At 59.9% G+C, this 19294-nt stretch carries 19 protein-coding genes; 13 read left to right on the forward strand and 6 right to left on the reverse strand.

The window, feature by feature from the left end:
* Positions 1-42 precede the first annotated feature (42 nt).
* The 5 genes from QRN45_RS20895 (at position 43) to QRN45_RS07360 (ending at position 3833) form a co-directional block, all read left to right on the forward strand.
* Entirely contained in the window at positions 43-447 is a 405-nt protein-coding gene (locus QRN45_RS20895; protein WP_350309758.1) for an RHS repeat-associated core domain-containing protein, read from the forward strand.
* 859 nt (positions 448-1306) lie between these two features.
* Positions 1307-1477, forward strand: a complete 171-nt coding sequence (locus QRN45_RS07345) for a Tn3 family transposase (protein ID WP_216353789.1) — start codon at positions 1307-1309, stop codon at positions 1475-1477.
* A gap of 207 nt (positions 1478-1684) precedes the next feature.
* On the forward strand, positions 1685-2278 hold the full coding sequence (locus QRN45_RS07350) for a helix-turn-helix domain-containing protein (RefSeq protein WP_078106104.1): 594 nt from the start codon (positions 1685-1687) through the stop codon (positions 2276-2278).
* Complete coding sequence (locus QRN45_RS07355; RefSeq protein WP_078106103.1) at positions 2271-3176, forward strand: EamA family transporter; 906 nt, start codon at positions 2271-2273, stop codon at positions 3174-3176. Before QRN45_RS07350 ends, QRN45_RS07355 begins: the two co-directional genes overlap by 8 nt.
* 93 nt (positions 3177-3269) lie before the next feature.
* Positions 3270-3833: a YceI family protein gene (locus tag QRN45_RS07360; protein ID WP_078106102.1), complete on the forward strand. Its 564-nt coding sequence runs from the start codon at positions 3270-3272 to the stop codon at positions 3831-3833.
* Positions 3834-3871: 38 nt separating this feature from the next.
* Here QRN45_RS07360 and QRN45_RS07365 read toward each other — a convergent pair whose 3' ends face one another.
* Positions 3872-4540 (reverse strand): response regulator, encoded by a 669-nt coding sequence (locus QRN45_RS07365; RefSeq protein ID WP_284762832.1) that lies wholly within the window; start codon positions 4538-4540, stop codon positions 3872-3874.
* A 225-nt stretch (positions 4541-4765) separates the two neighbouring features.
* Between QRN45_RS07365 and QRN45_RS07370 the strand changes: the two genes are divergently transcribed.
* From QRN45_RS07370 to QRN45_RS07380, 3 genes are all read left to right on the forward strand, one after another.
* Positions 4766-5623 carry an ABC transporter ATP-binding protein gene (locus QRN45_RS07370; protein WP_241710753.1) on the forward strand — a complete coding sequence of 286 codons (858 nt, stop codon included), beginning with the start codon at positions 4766-4768 and terminating at the stop codon, positions 5621-5623.
* A gap of 26 nt (positions 5624-5649) precedes the next feature.
* Positions 5650-6504, forward strand: a complete 855-nt coding sequence (locus tag QRN45_RS07375) for an ABC transporter permease (RefSeq protein WP_216353788.1) — start codon at positions 5650-5652, stop codon at positions 6502-6504.
* 66 nt (positions 6505-6570) lie between these two features.
* The gene (locus QRN45_RS07380; protein WP_241710754.1) at positions 6571-7677 is read left to right on the forward strand and encodes an ABC transporter substrate-binding protein; all 1107 of its coding nucleotides are present in this window, start codon (positions 6571-6573) and stop codon (positions 7675-7677) included.
* Positions 7678-7771: 94 nt separating this feature from the next.
* On the opposite strand, the gene QRN45_RS07385 is transcribed toward QRN45_RS07380, so the two are convergent.
* Positions 7772-8122: a hypothetical protein gene (locus tag QRN45_RS07385; RefSeq protein ID WP_241710755.1), complete on the reverse strand. Its 351-nt coding sequence runs from the start codon at positions 8120-8122 to the stop codon at positions 7772-7774.
* 253 nt (positions 8123-8375) lie between these two features.
* Here QRN45_RS07385 and QRN45_RS07390 point away from each other — a divergent pair, with 253 nt between their 5' ends.
* On the forward strand, positions 8376-8762 hold the full coding sequence (locus QRN45_RS07390) for a hypothetical protein (protein ID WP_284762834.1): 387 nt from the start codon (positions 8376-8378) through the stop codon (positions 8760-8762).
* Positions 8763-8786: 24 nt separating this feature from the next.
* On the forward strand, positions 8787-9395 hold the full coding sequence (locus tag QRN45_RS07395) for a hypothetical protein (protein ID WP_284762835.1): 609 nt from the start codon (positions 8787-8789) through the stop codon (positions 9393-9395).
* Positions 9396-9485: 90 nt separating this feature from the next.
* On the opposite strand, the gene QRN45_RS07400 is transcribed toward QRN45_RS07395, so the two are convergent.
* Positions 9486-10460, reverse strand: coding sequence for an aldo/keto reductase (locus QRN45_RS07400; protein ID WP_284762836.1), 975 nt, complete (start codon positions 10458-10460; stop codon positions 9486-9488).
* A gap of 260 nt (positions 10461-10720) precedes the next feature.
* Here QRN45_RS07400 and QRN45_RS07405 point away from each other — a divergent pair, with 260 nt between their 5' ends.
* From QRN45_RS07405 to QRN45_RS07415, 3 genes are all read left to right on the forward strand, one after another.
* Positions 10721-11656, forward strand: a complete 936-nt coding sequence (locus QRN45_RS07405) for a 2-hydroxyacid dehydrogenase (protein WP_284762837.1) — start codon at positions 10721-10723, stop codon at positions 11654-11656.
* Positions 11657-11931: 275 nt separating this feature from the next.
* Positions 11932-14085, forward strand: coding sequence for an AAA family ATPase (locus QRN45_RS07410; RefSeq protein ID WP_284762838.1), 2154 nt, complete (start codon positions 11932-11934; stop codon positions 14083-14085).
* On the forward strand, positions 14082-15260 hold the full coding sequence (locus tag QRN45_RS07415) for an McrC family protein (protein WP_241710043.1): 1179 nt from the start codon (positions 14082-14084) through the stop codon (positions 15258-15260). The genes QRN45_RS07410 and QRN45_RS07415 overlap by 4 nt, the downstream gene beginning before the upstream one ends.
* A 180-nt stretch (positions 15261-15440) precedes the next feature.
* Here the strand turns inward: QRN45_RS07415 and QRN45_RS07420 are convergent, their stop codons facing one another.
* From QRN45_RS07420 to QRN45_RS07430, 3 genes are all read right to left on the reverse strand, one after another.
* Entirely contained in the window at positions 15441-16169 is a 729-nt protein-coding gene (locus QRN45_RS07420; protein ID WP_284762839.1) for a hypothetical protein, read from the reverse strand.
* A gap of 277 nt (positions 16170-16446) precedes the next feature.
* Entirely contained in the window at positions 16447-18120 is a 1674-nt protein-coding gene (locus tag QRN45_RS07425) for a nuclease-related domain-containing DEAD/DEAH box helicase (RefSeq protein WP_241710045.1), read from the reverse strand.
* A 134-nt stretch (positions 18121-18254) separates the two neighbouring features.
* The gene (locus QRN45_RS07430) at positions 18255-19289 is read right to left on the reverse strand and encodes a TY-Chap domain-containing protein (protein ID WP_139359561.1); all 1035 of its coding nucleotides are present in this window, start codon (positions 19287-19289) and stop codon (positions 18255-18257) included.
* Positions 19290-19294 lie beyond the last annotated feature (5 nt).

Here is a 19294-nt window from a genome sequence, read left to right on the forward strand (position 1 = left end):
AAACTTCGGCCATTGCGCAGCCTCACGGAACGCGCATCGCCCTTGTCAAGGTTTCCTGACATCCCGTCTGTCAGGAACCGGTACTACGACCCGCAAACAGCCCAATTTCTCAATGCAGACTCGCTCGCAGCCCTTACCAAGGCCATCTACAGCTATGCGAATAGCGATCCGCTGAACAAGATGGACCCTCTTGGGCTGTCCGCTACACAGATCTCGGAGGATGATGGTGGTACAGGGTGCGCTTCCCCCTCGAATTCCTACAATTCATACATATCTGGGCCGACTGATTTCTCGTCAGTCACTGGATGCGTCACCAGCTTCGACACCTGCACAGACCAGGCATTCGCAGCGCAAGGGGGCGGTAAGAGCTGGAAAGAAATCCAAAAGAATTTGACCACGTGTCGACAATTCTGGCCTGGGACGCCACTGGGTATCCTAGATTGGTGAATCACGAAGACCCGGGGACACTTCTGGACGGCCCCTCGGCATACTGGTTGGCAAATACCAGAACGAAATACACGAAGATTTTCCTCCCCTCCCTCTCACAGGGGCCGTCCTCAGTTTTTTGAATTTGTGGGTCCAACGGGTGATGACCTCGCTGATCATATTGATAATGATCACGATTGGACCGCTGCTGTACCTGATCATGGCTGCATTCAACAAGGACAGCGCAGAAGTCGAGGCGGGGTACACGACCAGTCCAAGTAACCACATAGATCTTGAGCAACGAGACCCATACGTGGGACGAGTGATCAGGAAGCCCGGCGAACCATACCTGGAACCAGCCCGGTTCAAAGAGATCGTCTCCCGCGCCCGAGCGGAATCGAGAGAGACATCCTGGACGGGAAGCCACGGCAGGCGTCCATGGCCGCCAGTTGTATTAAAGAGCGAATGCAACATTCATGGGAGGCGTGTCAGTTGAGAGGAATGATGGGGTGACTGCAGAGCGCGACACCGTCAGCCGCCGTCGTTGGGGCCTTACACGGTGGGCATTATTCCGGTGGTGGTCTTCTTCCCGGCGGTTTTTGTCAGCGAAGCCATTACTCCAACGGGGATAGATTGGTCGTCACGGTCGTGGAACTTCCTGTCGATCCTGATGCCATGGTTCGACGGGAGCGTGCCTGGGCCAAGGTCATTCGGGGCGATGTTCAGCCTCCCGATCCTGACAGCGATTGCGATCATTTACCTAAGACGGCGATCGATCTCCAATCGTCCAGACAAGAGTGAATGACGAAACAGCTCCCTAGCAGCTTTCATCAAATACAGAAACCCGTAAATCTACACTGGGCTGGCCTCCGGCAACGAAATGAGCAGTCATGACGACCCCGACCAGCAAGAAAAGATCGTCAGGTTCAACGAACTGCTGGCCAACATCGTCATCTACTCCACCGCCTGCGATATCACCGCCGCCGCCAACGAGCTCGCCGCCGAAGGCCACACCATCGACCCCGAAGACCTAGCCACGATCTCGCCCTAAATCAAAAGGACCATCCGCCGCTTCGAAGACTGCGTCCTCAACCTCACCCCGCCACACCAAGACCCACAAACGGAACTAGACCTGCAACCAGGATCGCTATTCTCGCCCATCAGCATCTAAGGGATTGTGAAAAGTGGAATCGGACGGCGCTTCACCGGTAAGAAGTGGACAATTCGCAGTGCACTATAAGTGCAGTATGATGCACTTATGGATGAGAGTACAACTGCCCTGGCATCCGCAATCGGCGCCCGGGTCAGGCAGGAGCGGCAGTCGCGGGGCTGGACCCTTGATCAGTTGGCGGATGCTGCAGGTGTAAGCCGCCGAATGGTGGTCAACGTCGAGCAGGGCGCCGCGAATCCAAGCGTTGGAACCCTGCTGAGGATCAGCGACGCGCTCGGAGTCGGGCTGCCGGCCTTGGTCGAATCGCCCCAGCCCAAACCGGTAAAGGTTACCCGCCGCGGTGAAGGAGCGGCATTGTGGAGCAGTGCTTCCGGTGGCCAAGGGGTGCTGGTGGCCGGCACAGAATCGCCGGACGTGGTTGAACTGTGGGATTGGACTTTGAGCCCGCGTGACAGTCACGTAAGCGAGGCCCACACACCGGGTACCAAGGAACTTTTGCAGGTTCAGGAAGGCACAGTGGTGGTCGAGGTCGCAGGGCAAGCGATCACCCTCGATACCGGTGACGCTGTCAGCTTCCCGGGCAACGTGGCGCATTCCTATGCCAATCCGGGCACGGAGCCGGCGAGGTTTTCCCTGGCCGTCTTCGAACCCGGCGTAGGGTCCGGACACCGGCATGAGTAAACGCGCAATCCGCGGCGCCGCAGTGCCACCATGGGGGCTGGCCGTTGCCGCGATGTTCTCGGTACAGCTGGGGTCCGCCCTTTCGGTAGACCTGATCCCTGTGGTGGGTGCGGCCGGCACCGCTTGGCTGAGGCTCAGCGTGGGAGCGCTCATCTTCCTGGCAGTGGCCCGGCCTCCGCTGCGTGCGGTACGCCGTCGCGATGTGCCGGTGCTCCTGGCACTGGGTGTCGCCACGGGGCTGATGACCATTGCCTTCCTCGCCGCGATCGAGCGCATCCCGCTCGGCACCGCCGTCGCGATCGAGTTCCTTGGCCCCTTGACCGTCGCCTCCGTGCGCAGTCACAACGCGAGGGCCCTTCTCTGGCCTGCGCTCGCACTGGTGGGAGTCGTCCAGCTCACCGACCCCTGGCAAGGGCAAGTCGACCTGGCGGGTATCGGGTTCGCCTGCCTCGCCGCCGGCGGGTGGGCGGCCTACATTCTGCTCACCCAACGCGTTGGCGATCGTTTCACTGGCATCGGGACACTTTCGCTCACGGTTCCCGTGGCTGCCCTCACGGCAGCGGTGGTAGGTATCCCGCAAGCCGCTGGACAGCTCACCTTCGGTGTCCTCGCTACCGCAGTCGCAGTGGCTGTCCTGATGCCCGTGTTGCCTTTCATCTTGGAGTTGCTCGCGTTGCGCCGGATGACTTCAGCCGCCTTCGGCACCCTGATGGCGCTCGAACCCGCCTTCGGCGTTCTCCTCGGACTGCTCGTGCTCCACCAGCAGCCCTCGCTCATCCAGTTTGTCGGCATCACGCTGGTGGTCCTCGCCGGCGCCGCAGCGCAACGAGGTGGTCGACGCCACCCGCTCACCACTGATCAGGCCGGGACCAGACCGGACCTCGACCTTGTCGGCTAGATAGGGAGCTGGAGTCCTTGACTTCAAGTTCGGGCTCAACAAGGGTGGAAGGGATCGATCCAAGCGACATTCTTGCGAAACAGGAGATCCACCATGACTCTTCCCAAAGGTTTGACTTCCGGCATCTGGCTGCTCGACATGGCTCACAGCGAGATCGGCTTTAGCGTCCGGCACGCCGGCATCAGCAAAGTCCGCGGACGCTTCACTGACGCGAGCGCCGAGGCCCGCGTCCGCGAGTCGTTGGCCGACGCTTCGCTCCACGCAACGGTCAAGACCGCGAGCTTCGACTCCGGCGATGCCAACCGTGACGCCCACGTCCGCGGCGCCGACTTTTTCGACGTCGAGAAGTTCCCGGAGATGACCTTCCGGGCCACCAGCGTAGAGGGCGACGGCGATGACTACACTCTGACGGGCGACCTCACCATCCGCGGGATCACCAAGCCGGTGGAGCTGGAAGTTGAGTTCACCGGCGTCGCGGTTGATCCTTTCGGCGCGACGCGCGCCGGGTTCTCCGCCGAAACCGAGATCAGCCGGAAGGACTTCGGACTGACGTGGAACGCCGCCCTGGAGACCGGCGGTTTCCTGGTGAGCGACAAGGTGAAGATCAACCTCGAGGCTGCCCTCGTGAAGCAGGCCGAGCCCGCCGCAGCCGAGTAGTCAGCGGCCGAGTAGGCAAGAGGTAGCCGGGCGGCCGCTCAACTCGCCGTGTAGGAGTTGAGCGGCCGGCCGGTGCCGCCATACGTGAGGTCCAAGACGAGAAGGCCTTTTTGTTCCAGGACGCTGAGGTAACGCTGCGCCGTCGGGCGGCTGACCCCAAGCTGTCCGGCGATTTCAGCGGCGCTGACGGGGCCCCCGGCGGCGCGGACGGCGTCGAGCGCTTTTTGCATGGTGGGCTGCAGGCGCGGCGCCGGAGCCGCGGGCCTGACCCCGGCGGAGCGCGCGTTGTAAAGGCTGTCAATGGTGGCTTGATCGGCAGTTGAAGCGGAATCCAGCTCCTGCCGCCAGCTCCGGTACGCCTCCAATTGCGTGCGGAGCCGGTCAAAGCTGAACGGCTTGACCATGTAATAGACCGCGCCGCTGGTCATCGCTGACTTGACGGTGGCCAGGTCCTGGGCCGCGGTAATGACGATGCAGTCGACGTCGGTTCCGGCCGCCTGCAGGGACCGCAGCATCGAGATCCCGTCCTCGTCCGGCAGGTGTACATCCAGCAAGAGCAAGTCCGGGTTGAGGCGCGCTATCGCCTCCCGCGCGGCTGCGGCGCTGTACACCTGACCGACACATTCGAAACCATCAACCCTGGCCACGCGGGCAGCGTGGATTCCGGCGACCCGGAAATCGTCGTCGACGACCAATGTCCTAATCAAGGTTTGGACTCCTTTCCATGTCCGCGCCGGTACGGGCGTTCCGGTAGTTGAAGCGACGGCAGAAAACGCACAAAACGTGCATTTTTGCGGCTAAGGCGCACAACTTACTGAAGACTTCTGGCCCGGATGCTCCCTTCCTAAGCTTGACACAGTTGCCGTGATCCACATCACGAATTCAAGGAAATCCCAATGAAGGGACTCCAAAGACAGAGAGGTCTTAGCGTTATGAATGCTATCCACCCCAACCGGCCGCCCGGGGCCCCCGAGAGGACTGAGGACGCCGCGGGCATCGACATCGTCGGGTTGACCAAGCGTTACCTCACTCCCAAGAACGAGACATTCACTGCCATCCGCGATGTGACGTTGAGGGTCGAACCCGGCCAGTTCTGCGCGATCGTCGGACCGACGGGCTGCGGCAAGTCGACCACCCTGGCCCAGGTCTCCGGCCTGGAACGGCCGAGCGCCGGCTCGGTGCGGGTCCACGACCAGCTGGTTGACGGCATCACCAATGGCGTCAGTTACATGTTCCAAGCAGACGCGCTCTTCCCGTGGAAGACCGTTCTCGGAAACGTTTTGATCGGCCCGGTCCTGCTCGGGACGCCGAAGAAGGAAGCCACCGTGCTCGCAAGGGACTGGCTGCGCCGCGTGGGCCTGGCCGGCTTCGAGGACCGTTATCCGCACCAGTTGTCCGGCGGCATGCGCAAGCGCGTCGCCATGGCGGCGGCGCTGATCAACAACCCGCGGATCCTCTTGATGGATGAGCCGTTCGGCGCCCTCGACGTGCAGACCAAGGCCATCATGCAGAATGAGCTGCTGGCGCTCTGGGAAGAACTGCGCCCCTCTGTCCTGTTCATCACGCACGACCTCGACGAGGCCGTGGCGCTCGCCGACAAGGTGGTCATCATGACCAGCAGCCCGGGAACCATCAAGGATGTCTTCGACATCGATCTGCCCCGGCCGCGTGGAGATGTCCAGAAGATCCGGCACGAGGAGCGGTTCCTGGAGCTGCAGGGCCAGATCTGGGAGTCCTTGAAGGACGAAGTCACTCGCGCTTACAAGCAATCGGCGGGTGTAGCAGCATGACAACCACAATCAGTAGAGGTGCTCCCGTGCAAGAGCAAGAGAAAGCACAAGCGAGTGAGCTCAAGGTTTCCGCCCGGCGTGCCATGAACCGTCGCACCACGTGGGTTTGGGCCGGCCGTGCCATTCTCGCGTTCGTTGTGATCGGTGGCTGGCAGTGGTTCACCACGGAGGGCTGGGTGGACAAGTTCTTCTTCGGCCAGCCGACCGAAATCTGGAACAGCCTGGTCAAGCTCTTCACCGAGGGCACGGCATTCGGCACCATTTGGGAAAACCTCTGGGTCACCATGCAGGAAGCGATTTACGGCTTCTTGCTCGGCACGCTCGTCGGCGTCGTGCTCGGGATCCTTTTGGGCTCGAACAAGTACCTGTCGGAAGTTGTCGGCCCGTATATCCGGATCGTGAACTCCATCCCCAGAATCGTGCTCGGCTCGATCTTCATCGTGGCGTTCGGCCTCGGCGTCTTCCCGAAGGTGCTGCTCGCAGCGGTCCTGGTCTTCTTCGTCGTCTTCTTCAACGCCTTCCAGGGTGTCCGTGAAGTGGACCAGAACCTGGTCGGAAACGTCCGAGTCCTGGGTGCATCGCCGCTCCAGGTAGCGATCCACGTGACCATTCCCTCGGCTATGACCTGGATCATCGCCAGCTTGCACACGGCATTCGGCTTCGCGATCATCGGCGCGCTTGTTGCTGAAGTGCTCGGTGCCCAGCAGGGAATCGGCCTGATCATCAGCCAGGCACAGGGAACCTTCGACCCCAACACAGTCTTCGCTTGCATGGTGATCATCGCAGTCATCACGCTCGGGGCGGAATACCTCATCGCCCTGCTAGAGCACACCCTGCTCAAGTGGCGGCCACCAAACCGTTCCGAAGCCCAGGCGATCTGACGCTCGCCGTTTTGCACTCCACTTACCCAACGCTCGAATCCTCACAATAGAAGGAAAAGCACAACCATGATGAAGAACAAGATCTACGCCGTCGGCGCTGCCGGAGTGATCGCACTGAGCCTCGCGGCTTGCGGCACCAGCTCCGCAAGCAGCAGCAGCACTGCGAGCGGCGGTGCTTCCGCGGACGCCGCCTCGATGCCCACCGTGAAGATGATGGTTGGCGGCATCGACAAGCAGATCTACCTGCCGTACCAGCTCGCAGAGCAGCTTGGCTACTACCAGAAGTACGGCGTGAAGGTGGAGCTCTCTACCGAGCAGCAGGGTGGCGTTGGCGCCGAAGACGCGATGGCATCGGGGCAGGTGGACATGGCCGGTGCCTGGTACGTCCACACCGTCGACTTCCAGTCCAAGGGCAAGAACGTCATCAACCTCGTACAGCTCTCGAGCGCACCGGGCGAACGCATCATGTGCAGCCCCAAGGCAAACGTGAAGACGGGTGCGGACCTCAAGGGCAAGACCGTCGGCGTTACCGACCTCGGCTCGGGAACCGATGAGCTCACCCAGTTCATCGCCGCGAAGGCCGGCCTCGCCAAGACTGACTACCACACGATCGCCGTCGGCGCCGGATCAACCGCCATCGCGGCCATCCAGCGCGGCTCCGCTGACTGCGTCATGACCACCCAGCCCACGGTCGGGGCCCTCGAGAGCAAGAACCTCGCCACTTCCGCGATTGACCTCGCCACCACTGAGGGTGCCACCGCAGCACTTGGCGGCACCCTGCCGTCGGCCGGCCTCCTCGCCCAGTCTGACTGGGTCAAGACCCACGAAGACGCAGCCCAGAAGGTTGTCAACGCCCTCGTCGACACGATGCACTGGATCAGCACCCACTCCGCCCAGGACATCGCCGACAAGCTGCCCCAGTCCTTCGTCCAGAACAGCACCATCTCCAAGGACCAGTACGTCGCAGCGCTGAACCAGGACAAGGGCCAGTTCCTCCCGGACGGCATCATGCCCGCCGGCGGCCCGAAGACCATCTTCGACGAAGAGAAGACCATCGGCGTTGACACCTCCAAGGTCAACATCCCCGACACTTTCACCCAGAAGTACGCCCAGGCCGCACTCAAGCTTGAGGGCTACACCGCTACCACCACCCCTGCCGGCAACGACGGCTAATCTCATCGCTGTATAGCTAGCCCCTAACAATCGGCCTGCGTGGTAATCCACGCAGGCCGATTGTTTTTGTTTCTTTACTTGCGGATGCGCGGAGTTAGAGCCGCCGCGTACTCCTTCGATTTCTCGTTAGCCATTCGTTGGATTTGAAGAATTTTGCCAGCTCCGGTCCGGCATTCTCGGAGATACGTGCGTTGCCATCGGTCATGTCAAACAGGGGAAGGTAGCCCTTTTGCTTGGCCAAATCATTCGCTATTTCGAGAACCGACTTTTCCTCGGATGATACCGGATCACCGCTGATCACTCGCTCGGCTATGTGCTCGCACCCGGACACTTGCAGTATGACCATGAGGTCGAAGTTTCTGAACTCGTGCTCACGCCAGATGCTCTTCAGTTGAAGAGGCCCGATGGTGCTGCTGTCGCCAGCCCTAACTTCATAGCTCGTCATGGGACCACCGCTAGGAACAGAACGGATTTCCTTACGAGGGACATGTTCATCTCCATTGGGCAGGTAGGCATTCCAAAACAGGACGGGCGGTCTGTTTAAAGTAGGCGACAATACTCGCTGCGTCCATCCTTGGCGGCCATCAGGGCCTCCCGCACTCGTCCAAACGGAGCCGCGGGAACGGACCCGGATCTCAAAATTGATAGTGAGCTATTGATTTTTCCCATCAGTCTCAACTAGTGTCTGACCACCACCGATGATGAAACGAGAAAATCTCGCTCCGTCGGCAGACTTTTGGGGGGAATTCGTCATGCCTAATGGTCGTAAGATCCTTTGTTCAATCGCACTATCTTCAGTTCTGGTTTTCTCGGGCACCAACGCCGCCACCGCCCGGGCCGCCACCACCGAGTCGACTGCGGCTCCGGCCGCTCCGATTGTTGGTGCAACTACGGAGCCGCAGGTCGCCAAGGTCTGGAACGTCTGGCAAGACAACTTTTACAGCGAGGGGACGTGCAAAAAGGCCTCCTTCCCGATCCTCTATACGCACCCTTATATTCTTGACTATCGCTGTCTTCAGAATCGTCCCGGTTCTTTCAACGCCGGCCGCTGGTCGCTTTGGGTTCTGGTTCCTGATTCTGTCTAAACGAAGCGGAGGTCGCCACGCCCTATGAAGGCAAAGAGCGAAACAACCAGCGGCCAGAAGTTGCGCCCTGTCCGCGAAGGTTCCTCGGTGGAAGTATGTGGACGCCTGTTCACCGGAACCGACGGGCACACTTATGCGCGTCCGAGACTTCACCCCGATGAACCGCACACCGGTTTGAGGGAACAAGCCGAACGGGACTCGACGCCAAACAGAATCAGAGTCACGGGCTTGGGAACGCAAGAACGGCAGTTCGGCGGAGCCGAGGGCTCTTGGCATACCATTCGTGGCATTCTCAGAGGCATGTGCATCGAAGCCAAGGCAGTGCTCGATCCTCCCGAGCACTGGCTCGACACCTGGGCGGGAGCAGCCTCTAGATACTCAGAATCGGACCCTCATGCGCCAACCGAGTGGTTCCTTAGCCCAGACCGCCAGGAGTTCCTGGAGAGAATCTTTGCCATGATCGATGAGCGTAAAGACTTTTGTCCGCGTATCTCGTCGGGACTTAGCGGTACCGATAACGGCACCTTCTGCGTCAACATAAATATCATGGCGATCAACGAGAGTTTCGCGGCTTGGGCAGAAAACTACAGCCCGGATGACCTCCTTGTCCGATCTTTCGTTAGGGCGCTCTAGGGGCAGATTCATAACGACGCTAGGCAATCATCGGCATAAGCAAGGGCGGCCAGCACGGATAACATGGTGGCCGCCCTCGCTTGCCAGTGTCTAGACGTCGATGCTGGCCATGTTGGGGTAGCGCGCTCCGGCAGTAGACCCTGCCGGGGCCAGTTCGTCGAGGCGCTTCAGATCATCTTCGGAGAGTTCGACGGCGGTGGCCCCCAGGTTCTCGGCCAGGCGTTCGCGCTTCTTGGTGCCGGGGATCGGGACGATGTGCTCGCCCTGTGCCAGCAGCCAGGCCAGGGCCAACTGTCCGGGAGTGCATCCCTTCTGGTCGGCGAGTTCTTTCACCCGGTCCACGAGTTCCAGGTTTCGCTTGAAGTTCTCGCCTTGGAAGCGAGGGGAGTGGCGGCGGAAGTCGTTCTCCGCGAAGTCGGCCTCGCTGCGGATCTGCCCGGTCAGGAAACCGCGGCCGAGCGGGCTGTAGGGGACGAATCCGATGCCCAGCTCTGCCAGGACGGGGAAGACTTTCGTTTCGGGCTCCCGTTCCCAGAGGGAGTACTCGGTCTGCAATGCGGTGATGGGATGTACCGCGTGGGCGCGGCGAATGGTGTCCGGCGCGGCCTCGGACAGTCCAAGGTGCCTGACCTTTCCGGCCTGGACCAGTTCGGCCATGGCGCCCACGGTGTCCTCGATGGGGACGGTCTTGTCCACCCGGTGCTGGTAGTACAGGTCTATGTAGTCCACGCCGAGGCGTTGCAGGCTGGCGTCGCAGGCAGAGCGGACGTATTCGGGCCTGCCGTTGACGCCCACGAAGGAGCCGTCGTCGCGCCGTTCGTTCCCGAACTTCGTGGCCAGAACGACGTCGTCTCGACGGTCCGCGATGGCCTTGCCCACCAGCTTTTCGTTGGTGAAGGGTCCATACATGTCGGCGGTATCCAGCAGGCTGCCGCCGGCGTCGAGGAATGCATGGATGGTGGCAATGGATTCGCTTTCGTCTCCTTCCCCGTAGAACTCACTCATGCCCATGCAGCCGAGGCCGAGGGCAGAAACGGTCAGTGAACCAAGCGTGCGGTTTTCCATGGGGTTCTCTCCTATAGGTGGCAGAACGTGCTGGACGGCAGGACGGTGCTCAGAGAGGGGTGCGGGTAGGGCCACTATAGGCACGTTGGCGGAGGAGGGACAACGTGAGGGCGGGAACGGGCCGCCGGACCGCGGCGGAAAGTAAATTGGTGTTGGAACACGACTTGCCGTCCAGCTAAGTCGACCGCCAAGGGAAGCAGGAAAAGGGAAATGAGCGAAACCGCGCTGCGTGCTGCGAACGTCATTCTGATGGTGGCGCAATGACGGCCCGACTGCGGGTGTGCCTGCCCGATCAGAAACTCCTGGACGTCATGGAACCCTCCGCCGACGTCGAGTTCGTGGTGTGGGACCTGACTGGCCCCGCCCCGGCGGACGGTTTCGACCTGCTGGTGCCGCCTTATTTGGGCCGGCCAGACGCGCTTGCGGCGCTGGAGGGTGTGACGGTCCGGCTGGTGCAGAGCCAGTCGATCGGGTACGACGGCGTCGCTGACGTCTTGCCGTCTGGTTGCGCCTTCGCGAACGCGGCAGGAGTCCATGAGACGTCGACGGCGGAACTCGCCTTGGGGATGATAATCGCCAGCCAGCGCGGGATTCCGGAGTTTGTGCGTAACCAGGAGTCCGGAATATGGGCCAACGGCCAGCGTCCCAGCTTGGCGGACCGCAGGGTTCTCCTTGTTGGCTACGGGGGAGTGGGCAAGGCCATTGGAGCCAGGCTGTTGCCGTTCGAAACGCTGGTGATGCGGATGGCAAGCCGCGAACGGGACGATGAACATGGCCGGATCTACGGCATCGATTCACTGTACGAACAATTGCCGTTGAACGAGATCGTGGTGGTCAGCGTACCGCTGTCCGAGCAAACCCGTGGGCTGGTTGATGCCCGGTTCCTCGCGGCTATGCCGGACGGGGCGTTGTTGGTGAACGTGGCGCGAGGTCCCGTGGTAGATACGGAAGCCTTGCTGCGGGAAACGTCGTCGGGACGGTTACGCGCTGCTTTGGATGTGACAGACCCGGAGCCGCTGCCGGCCGACCATCCTTTATGGACGGCCCCCGGTGTGCTGATCACGCCTCACGTGGGAGGGGCGAGCTCGGCGATGTTCCCCCGGATGGTCCGGCTGATCGAGAAGCAGATCTCGTTGCTGCTCGCTGGGGAGCCGCCCGCGAACGTGGTGCTGGGCAAAAAATCAGTGGCTGGCTAGGTGACTGAGGGGGCACGCGGAGCGTAGGTATTCCGGCCTGTCGTTGCTGGCCGCCCAGGAGCCATGGTCGCCGCATTCGTCCCCGAACTTCGTGGCCAGAACGATGTTTCGCCCTTCCCCTTGCTGCAGCAAGGGGAAAGTACGACGTCGGCGCGGTTGGCCTGCTGATGTTCCCGCCAAAGTACCTCGCCCGGGCCCAACTCGAGTCGTTGCGCTCCGCGGAGAGCGAGAATAGCCTGCATCTAGCCTCTAAGTTGCAATAGGAGATCCTCGTCATGTCAGTAGCGGAAAACAACACGCGGCGCCTGCGCCTGATTCTGGAACTTCTTGGGGATCAACCTGACGGCCTATATAAGACCACCGGTTCTGATGGAATCTTCCCACAAGTCTTCGAACGTATCCCCCCTGAGGGCCCGGAGTCACTGCCTGTATCAGATGGTAGGACTCGGGCGGAAGTGAACTTGGCTTGGTCGACGGTGGACCTCGTGAAGGCCGGATGGTTAGAAAAGAGCGGTACGGGTCTGTGGAAGATCACGGATGACGGAAGACGGGCGCTCCTCGATTTCCCTGACGCCTTGGCGCTGGCGGCCGAAGCCAGAAACCGCTACAACGCCTGGAGCGCACTCAGCGCCGAAAAGAAGAGGGAGCAGCTTCGGGACACGATCGTCGCGGGGAACAGGGATGAGGAGATCATTCGGGATGCAGCTCTGGCGTTTGCCCAGCGCGGTCTGCAAGAAGGAGGCTCCGTATTCTCGGAAGGCAGGATCGTGTGGGCAAGAGGACCGGTTAACGAGCTTCTCGGGGTCTTCGTCGAGGCGCCCGAAACCGATGCCGGGAACTTTGTGGGCAAGCTCAAAATGCAGCTCGCCGACGTTTCCGACGACGCACGGCTGCTGATGGCGGAACTGGTGTGCTGGCAGTTACTTCCGATTAGTCCGAACCGAATCGGTGAACGTGCCAAGAAGGAACGCGTGCAGACGCTACTGGGATACATGGATCATCCGGTACAGATTCCGGCCGAAATCATCAAAGCCTTCAAGGTCGGAAGCTTCGACCCTGGGCAGGCCATGAATAACAAACTTTACGAAGCGCTCGTCTTGATCATCCGGCTGCTCGACGCCTGGCTAGACAAATCCGAAACCGAAAAGGAACTGCTTCTAGCTGATGTCTGGGCGTGGCGACAATTCGTCAACGAGCTCCCTGGACACGGCTTTCGCACTCAAAGGAATGCCCTGATTTACCTTGTCCACCCGCAGTACATAACACCGATTGTTTCCGAGGACCACAAGGCCCGGATCCATGCCGCTTTCACGGGCGAAATCACTGAACCCACTGGAGACGTCGACCGCGACTTGCTCGCTATCGTGCTGAAGCTCCAGCAGAAAACGGGGCAGCCGGTGGGCTTCTATGCGGATGCGCTGAAGAACGAATGGAATGTCTCGCCAACAGCAGATCAATCCATCAGGTCCCCGGAGGTGACAAACGACGAGGACGTACTTTCGCCAATGTTGGGGGAACGGCGCGAATTCATCCCTGCAAACCAAGCCTTGGCGCAGGAACTTTTCATCGACGAAGGGTGGCTGCAGAAGCAGTTGAATCTGCTTGAACGACGTGGGCAGATCATTCTCTATGGACCTCCCGGCACAGGAAAAACCTATGTCGCGATGCGACTAGCCGAGCATGTCGCGGGAGACGCCAAGTACACGGAAATTGTCCAGTTCCATCCCAGCTACTCCTATGAAGACTTCTTCCAGGGATATCGTCCGGTGACCTCGGACAACGGCTCACTGACTTACAAGCTCCAGGACGGGCCGCTTCGGAGGATCGTCGACCAAGCGGTCAAAAATCCCGAGTTTAACTACGTGCTCATCATCGACGAAATCAACCGGGGCAACCTTGCAAAGATATTCGGGGAGCTCTATTTCTTGCTGGAATACCGTGACACTCCGATCAAGTTGCAGTACAGCGAGAGCGATGACGACTCCTTCACGCTGCCGTCAAATCTTTTCCTCATCGGCACCATGAACACCAGCGACCGTTCCATAGCTCTTTTTGATGCGGCGATGCGCCGGCGCTTTTCGTTTGTCGAGCTGCACCCGCAGCGAGAGCCAGCCCAATCGGTTTTGCGCAAGTGGCTCGCCCACCATGGGTTGGGCAACGAAGCGGCGGACCTCCTCGATGCCGTCAACCGCAGAATCGGCGACTCGGACTTCCAGATCGGTCCCAGTTACCTCATGCCCAAGAACAAGGAGTTCCTCCCAGGTCAGATTGAAGAGATCTGGGAATATGAGATTCTGCCTCTTCTCGCCGAACACCATTACGGTGAGGGCTTACATGTCGAGCAGGTTTATAGCCTGGCCACACTTCGGGCAGGGTTAGCTCCAGCACCTGCGCCTGAGAATCCGGATGAAGCGATCAACGAAGAATGAAGCGGGTACACCTCGCCGAGGGAGCGGTTCCCCTCACGATCCAGCTTCCGACCGATGTCGCTGCTGCACTGTGCAAATTCGAGGTCGCCACCACGACTCCAGCTGGGGCCGGTGAGTGGATAGTGTCAAATATCCGGAAAGTCGGCGTCGTCCGCGTCGGAGACTACCAGATCGACATCCGGCCAAAGGTCTCGATTCCACGGCTCTTTTTCCTGATGGGCTTCTCGGCGGAACGGGATTTCTGGAAACGACACGACGTCACTATCGACCTGGACGATGAATTGCTCAACACCGTGGCTGAGGCTTTCATTCGTCAAACCGGAAAGGCAATTGGACAGGGGCTACTGCAAGGGTACGAAACCATTGACGAGTCGCTTCACATATTCCGGGGAAGGCTCGATGTGGCTGCGCAAGTTGGCCGGCGCGGCGGACTGGTCCTACCAGCGCAAGTCGTTTTCGATGAGTTCACTATCGACATCGCTGAAAACAAGATGCTGTTAGGCGCTGCGCAAAGACTTCTGCGAATGCCGTCGCTGGCTCGAAAGCACCGCACGGTTCTCAAAAAACTGACGCAAAGCCTGGACGGAGTTAGCACTTTGCCCCATGGCATCGGCTTGCCTACCGTGCATTTCACCCGACTAAACGCCCGATATCGGGACGCCGTCATCTTGGCACAGCTCATCCTTCGAAACACATCTTTGGAACAGCGTCCAGGAGAAATCGTCGCCACAGCATTCCTGTTCGACATGTGGCAGATCTTCGAAGACTTCGTGACCACGGCTCTGGGAGACAGCCTTAGAGAAATAGGAGGATCTGTCGAAGCCCAAGTCAAAGGCGAGTGCCTTGATATTGGCGGCAACATCAACTTACGGCCTGATCTCATTTGGAAGGACGGGGCGCGTGTAAACGCGGTCATCGACGCTAAATACAAAGCACCCAAAAATTCCACTTATCCCAATGCGGACATTTACCAGATGCTCGCCTACTGCGTCCGGTTCGCGCTTCGCACGGGACACCTCATCTACGCCAAAGGCGAGGAAGAACCGCATGTCCACGAAATCATTGGCCATAACGCCAGTATCCAATGCCATGCCGTCGACCTTGATCAAGACCCTGCCTCACTCCTTCAGCAGATGGGCCGCATCGCTCTCAAGATCCACGAATGCGTCGAATAGATGGCAGCGGTGCGATCCGAAATGCCCACGTCCGCGGCGCCCCGCTGCGGTCCCCTCGTTGCTGTGGTCGCGCCGCTGAAGGCGGTCGTTGCTACGAGTACCGATATCGGGATTCCGTCCCAAAAATGGGCCTGCCATGTCACCGAGCGCGGCCTCGGCCGTGGTGAGATCGGCTAACGGTTAGCTCCCCAGATGCCAAGAATAGCTGGAGGCGTTCCAGTTGACGGTTGCGGAGAAACGATAGCCGGACGAGGACCCGTCTGCATTGGTTTTGTTGACGGCAATGCATTGGAACGTCCCCGTGATTGCCGTCAGGTCATCCGATGAGCCACCGCCCAGCGGAGTGCACGAGGCAAGAGTAATAGGCCCAGTGAGAATTCCCTCAGTGACGCGCGACTGTGCATCCTTTAGGACGGAATCCTCCAAGGCCGTGACTATTGACTGCCGCCGCTTACGCTCAGACGCATCAGCGGCTTGTTTTGCGGCCGCCGCTGATGCTGATGCCTGAGCATCATCAGCATCACGCTTTTTCGAGGCTTCAGCGGATGCTGTTGCGGCGGCCTGTTCCGCGTTCACCTGATTTGAGTGCTGAAGGGTTAAAGCGATTCCGATCCCGCTAGCCACCATGATCAGGACGGCCGCGACAATGAATACCGCACGTTTGTTGATTTTCGCAAAACGGCGTTGAGCATCATAGCCAGAACCGCAATTCGGGCAAAAGCTGCCAAAGGTCGTGGTTTGAACGCTGCATTTTGGACAAACCTTCGTGGGCGGATCTGTTGCTATGGTTGAAGCTTCTGCACGCCCGGACGGATCGGTATCTTGGAGGAGACCATCGTTGGGGATCGAAGGGTCATCGCTCTGCCTGAGGTCATCCTCAGGCGAACCATGCGACTGTGGTTTATTCACGGTGTGCCTCCATGCGCCATTTCACAAACGCCCGCGTTTCTGTTCATTTCAAACAACAAGAATCCTCAGCATTCACCTGAGGGTTGAAGACTAAGCCAAGGGTTAGCCAATTGCAAAATGAATCATACGCTGGCACCTGCGATTTGCGCCTACTTTGATTCAAATCTGAGGATTCGCAACGCTCGAATTGGCTAATGACGCGCAGCCAGAAAGACGCCCTGCGCCTATTCTTGGTCGCCTCCGGTGCACCGAACTGCGGTTAACGGGTCTGAGTCGCTCACCCGGGTACCCAGCTCTCGGCCCGTGTTAAGGCAAGCTTCAGCTCCCGGCCGCCCGCCTCTTCCAGTAGCGCCAAGTCACCCACCACGACGAGCAGGCTCCGTGCCCGGGACAATCCCACATAGAGCTGCTCGGCCGCCCGGTCCATGTCCTTGAAGCCGTTGACGCATAAGACCACAACGGATCGTTCCAGCCCTTTGAAGCCGAGCACATGACCATAGAATTCAGCTTCCCCTGCGTGGAATTCGCGCCAGTAGTCTTCGGTGGCCCCGCGTTCGTAGAAGTCGAGATGCACCGGATGACGCTCTTTGGTGGTGAGGAGCGCGATTTGGTTGTTGGTCCACCCCTCGGCGATGAGCGAGTCTACGCAGTCTCCGGCGACGTCGAGAGCCTCGTTTGTGGGGCAATCCACTAGCCTGACGGGTAAGCCCGTGCTGCCGCGAGGCGTGAAGTGCTCTCCGGCGAAGGGCTTGAAGGTTTCGGCGATCTTTCGGGTGTTTCGGAGGTTGTCATCAATGTGGATGGGCACAAAACTTGCCGTGGGCCCATGAGTCAGGTCCGCCGTCGCGCCTCCCCACCTGCGGTAGACGTCCTGGCGGTCATCCATGAACGCGAAGACCTCACCGCCGTCGGGGTCCTTAGTACAGGCCAGCAGCGCTTCCCACCACAGCGGGGCAAAGTCTTGCGCTTCATCGACGACGACGGCGTCCAGCCGCTCGTGCTGCTCCAGCCCGGCCGCGAGTTCTTTGAGGAGCCGCGGCATCTCCTCGTCGAAGTAGGCCTGCCCGGAACCGTCAGGAACGCCAAGCCCGCGCACGTATTCGTGGAATTCGCCGGTGAAGACGGGCTTGGCTTGACGCCAAGTGGAAACCCGGTCCTGCAGGTATTGTCCGAGGCCCTTGTTGTAGCAGAAGAGACCGACGCGCTTGCCCTGTTTGCTGAGCAGGCGGGCCTTCTCCACTGCCAGCCAGGTCTTCCCGCTGCCCGCACCACCGGTAAACCGGATCCGAGGGAGTGATCGTGTTGCTTGGAGCAACACTGCCTGACGTTCGGTGAGGTGGTCTTGCGCGTCTTCATCCTCTTTGGGATTGCGGGAGGTCCCGACGACGGTGTCCAAGTCTCCGCTCAGCTGACGGACGATGCGTTCCAGGAAGGCCGGGGCCAATGGGGAGGCCCCGCCACCTTCGTTCTCTATTGCCCGCCGCACCAGTTCGGCGGGGGACTGGTTGTCGGTCTGGTCAAGGATGAGCGAGCGGGCGCAGCCAGCCATAGCCCAGTCGTGGGGTACGCCCGTGTAGGGCAGGCTCACCATGTATGCGCAGCGGCTGCTCAGCCGTGAACCAAGTTGTTTCTCGAGCCAGTTCTTGAAGGCGTGCAGGGAGCTCTGCGACTGCGCGACGGGACTCTGGATCTTGTGTTTTCCGTTTCGATCGGACTGATACCACTGCCCATTGGCAATGGTGACCTGTCCACCTTTGACCTCGATGGCCGCTATCCCGACATTAGGCCAGAGGACGAGCATGTCGATCTCGTGCTCTGCCCGGCCGTCGCGCACCTGGACCGAGTGGGCCAGGACTGCGTCGTCGGGGAGACTCTTCCGCAGGGCGTCCCAGACAGCTTTCTCGGCCAGCTGACCGTCGCCGAATTCCGGTTCCTCCGGTATGCACGTCATAGCTGCTCCCACCCTGACTGACCGTCCTTCCTGTCTTTCGCTGATCCAAACGTTAGCCAGCGGACGGCTTCCTCGCTGAAGCGACACGAACGCGTCTCGTCAAGCCCGGATTCCCCGCGAAAATAATCCCCCGCTTATGCCAAACGGATCTTCTCGGCATCATCGCACTGCCTGCCGTATCTCAGGCCTTCAAGTATTTGGTGTCCTGCCTCAAGAGGCGGAACTGCTTGCAAGTACCAATTTGGAACATTCTCGTCCGGCGGCGACCAGCCATTTCGAAGGAGGTAGTCGGCGTCGATGGGCCATTGTTCTCCTGGCAGAAACTCCGCCGACACAATTTCGCACCAAACACCGTCCGCGCTCAGGCTGGCCTGGGCGTAGGGTCGGTTCGGTCCGTCGGCGTTGTCACCGTAGTCAATGCTCAGGAACGAATTCCATTGCATGTTTGCAAGAACTTCGCTTACTTGTTCGCCTGCTCTTGCCCAACGTTCCTGAACGACGTGAGCGTCTTTGAGAGCCCTGACAATGCCATCGAACTCGCCCTCGATTTCCGGAGGCTGAACGGCACCGATCACGGACTCCCAAGCCCCAAAGTACCTTCGGATTGCGATGACAGACGGTCGCTCACGGCGAGCCCAGGTTTCGGCAATTACCCAGCTGTCGTAGCTTGCCACATCTTTTGGCGACCCAAAGTGGTGGTAGTCGTTCATGAATGCCGCTGCCGCTTCACGGTACTCAGCACCGCTGAACGTGACTTTTGCCGGAGGGGCATCCAGATCGTGCCTCAGCGATGCATCCGCAAGCATTCCTGGTTTTCGGAGCAGCGCCACGGCGATGTCGATGTCGAGTTGTTTTCCGAGCGCGACCAAAACAATAGGGATCTCGGAGGGAGCTATTCCGGAGTTCTTGAGCCTGCCAATGAGTCGCTCTTCATTCAGCAAAGCCTTGGAGGTCGAGTTACAGCGCATCCTCAAGGACCTTGTCCGCTCTGCTTCGGCACGATCGGCGACGCGAGAACTAAGGAGATCCAGAGTCTTGTAGCTTCTTAGGTTCGCCGCAGAAGCAATTGTCAGCAAGGGATCACCGGCCAAAAATGATCGCACGGCTTGCCCGGTTGTTTTGCGCGGATCAGCAGGTACCTCATCAAGCGAAGACTCTATTTCCTCCAACTTGG

The sequence above is a fragment of the Arthrobacter sp. efr-133-R2A-63 genome, from assembly GCF_030209795.1.
Lineage (GTDB): Bacteria > Actinomycetota > Actinomycetes > Actinomycetales > Micrococcaceae > Arthrobacter > Arthrobacter bambusae_A.

Excerpts from the sequence above, each read along its gene's own strand:
- QRN45_RS07345 (WP_216353789.1), top strand. The coding sequence starts at position 1,307 with ATGAGCAGTCATGACGACCCCGACCAGCAAGAAAAGATCGTCAGGTTC.
- QRN45_RS07350 (WP_078106104.1), top strand. The coding sequence starts at position 1,685 with ATGGATGAGAGTACAACTGCCCTGGCATCCGCAATCGGCGCCCGGGTC.
- QRN45_RS07355 (WP_078106103.1), top strand. The coding sequence starts at position 2,271 with ATGAGTAAACGCGCAATCCGCGGCGCCGCAGTGCCACCATGGGGGCTG.
- QRN45_RS07360 (WP_078106102.1), top strand. The coding sequence starts at position 3,270 with ATGACTCTTCCCAAAGGTTTGACTTCCGGCATCTGGCTGCTCGACATG.
- QRN45_RS07370 (WP_241710753.1), top strand. The coding sequence starts at position 4,766 with ATGAATGCTATCCACCCCAACCGGCCGCCCGGGGCCCCCGAGAGGACT.
- QRN45_RS07380 (WP_241710754.1), top strand. The coding sequence starts at position 6,571 with ATGATGAAGAACAAGATCTACGCCGTCGGCGCTGCCGGAGTGATCGCA.
- QRN45_RS07385 (WP_241710755.1), bottom strand. The coding sequence starts at position 8,122 with ATGACGAGCTATGAAGTTAGGGCTGGCGACAGCAGCACCATCGGGCCT.
- QRN45_RS07390 (WP_284762834.1), top strand. The coding sequence starts at position 8,376 with ATGATGAAACGAGAAAATCTCGCTCCGTCGGCAGACTTTTGGGGGGAA.
- QRN45_RS07395 (WP_284762835.1), top strand. The coding sequence starts at position 8,787 with ATGAAGGCAAAGAGCGAAACAACCAGCGGCCAGAAGTTGCGCCCTGTC.
- QRN45_RS07400 (WP_284762836.1), bottom strand. The coding sequence starts at position 10,460 with ATGGAAAACCGCACGCTTGGTTCACTGACCGTTTCTGCCCTCGGCCTC.
- QRN45_RS07405 (WP_284762837.1), top strand. The coding sequence starts at position 10,721 with ATGACGGCCCGACTGCGGGTGTGCCTGCCCGATCAGAAACTCCTGGAC.
- QRN45_RS07410 (WP_284762838.1), top strand. The coding sequence starts at position 11,932 with ATGTCAGTAGCGGAAAACAACACGCGGCGCCTGCGCCTGATTCTGGAA.
- QRN45_RS07415 (WP_241710043.1), top strand. The coding sequence starts at position 14,082 with ATGAAGCGGGTACACCTCGCCGAGGGAGCGGTTCCCCTCACGATCCAG.
- QRN45_RS07425 (WP_241710045.1), bottom strand. The coding sequence starts at position 18,120 with ATGACGTGCATACCGGAGGAACCGGAATTCGGCGACGGTCAGCTGGCC.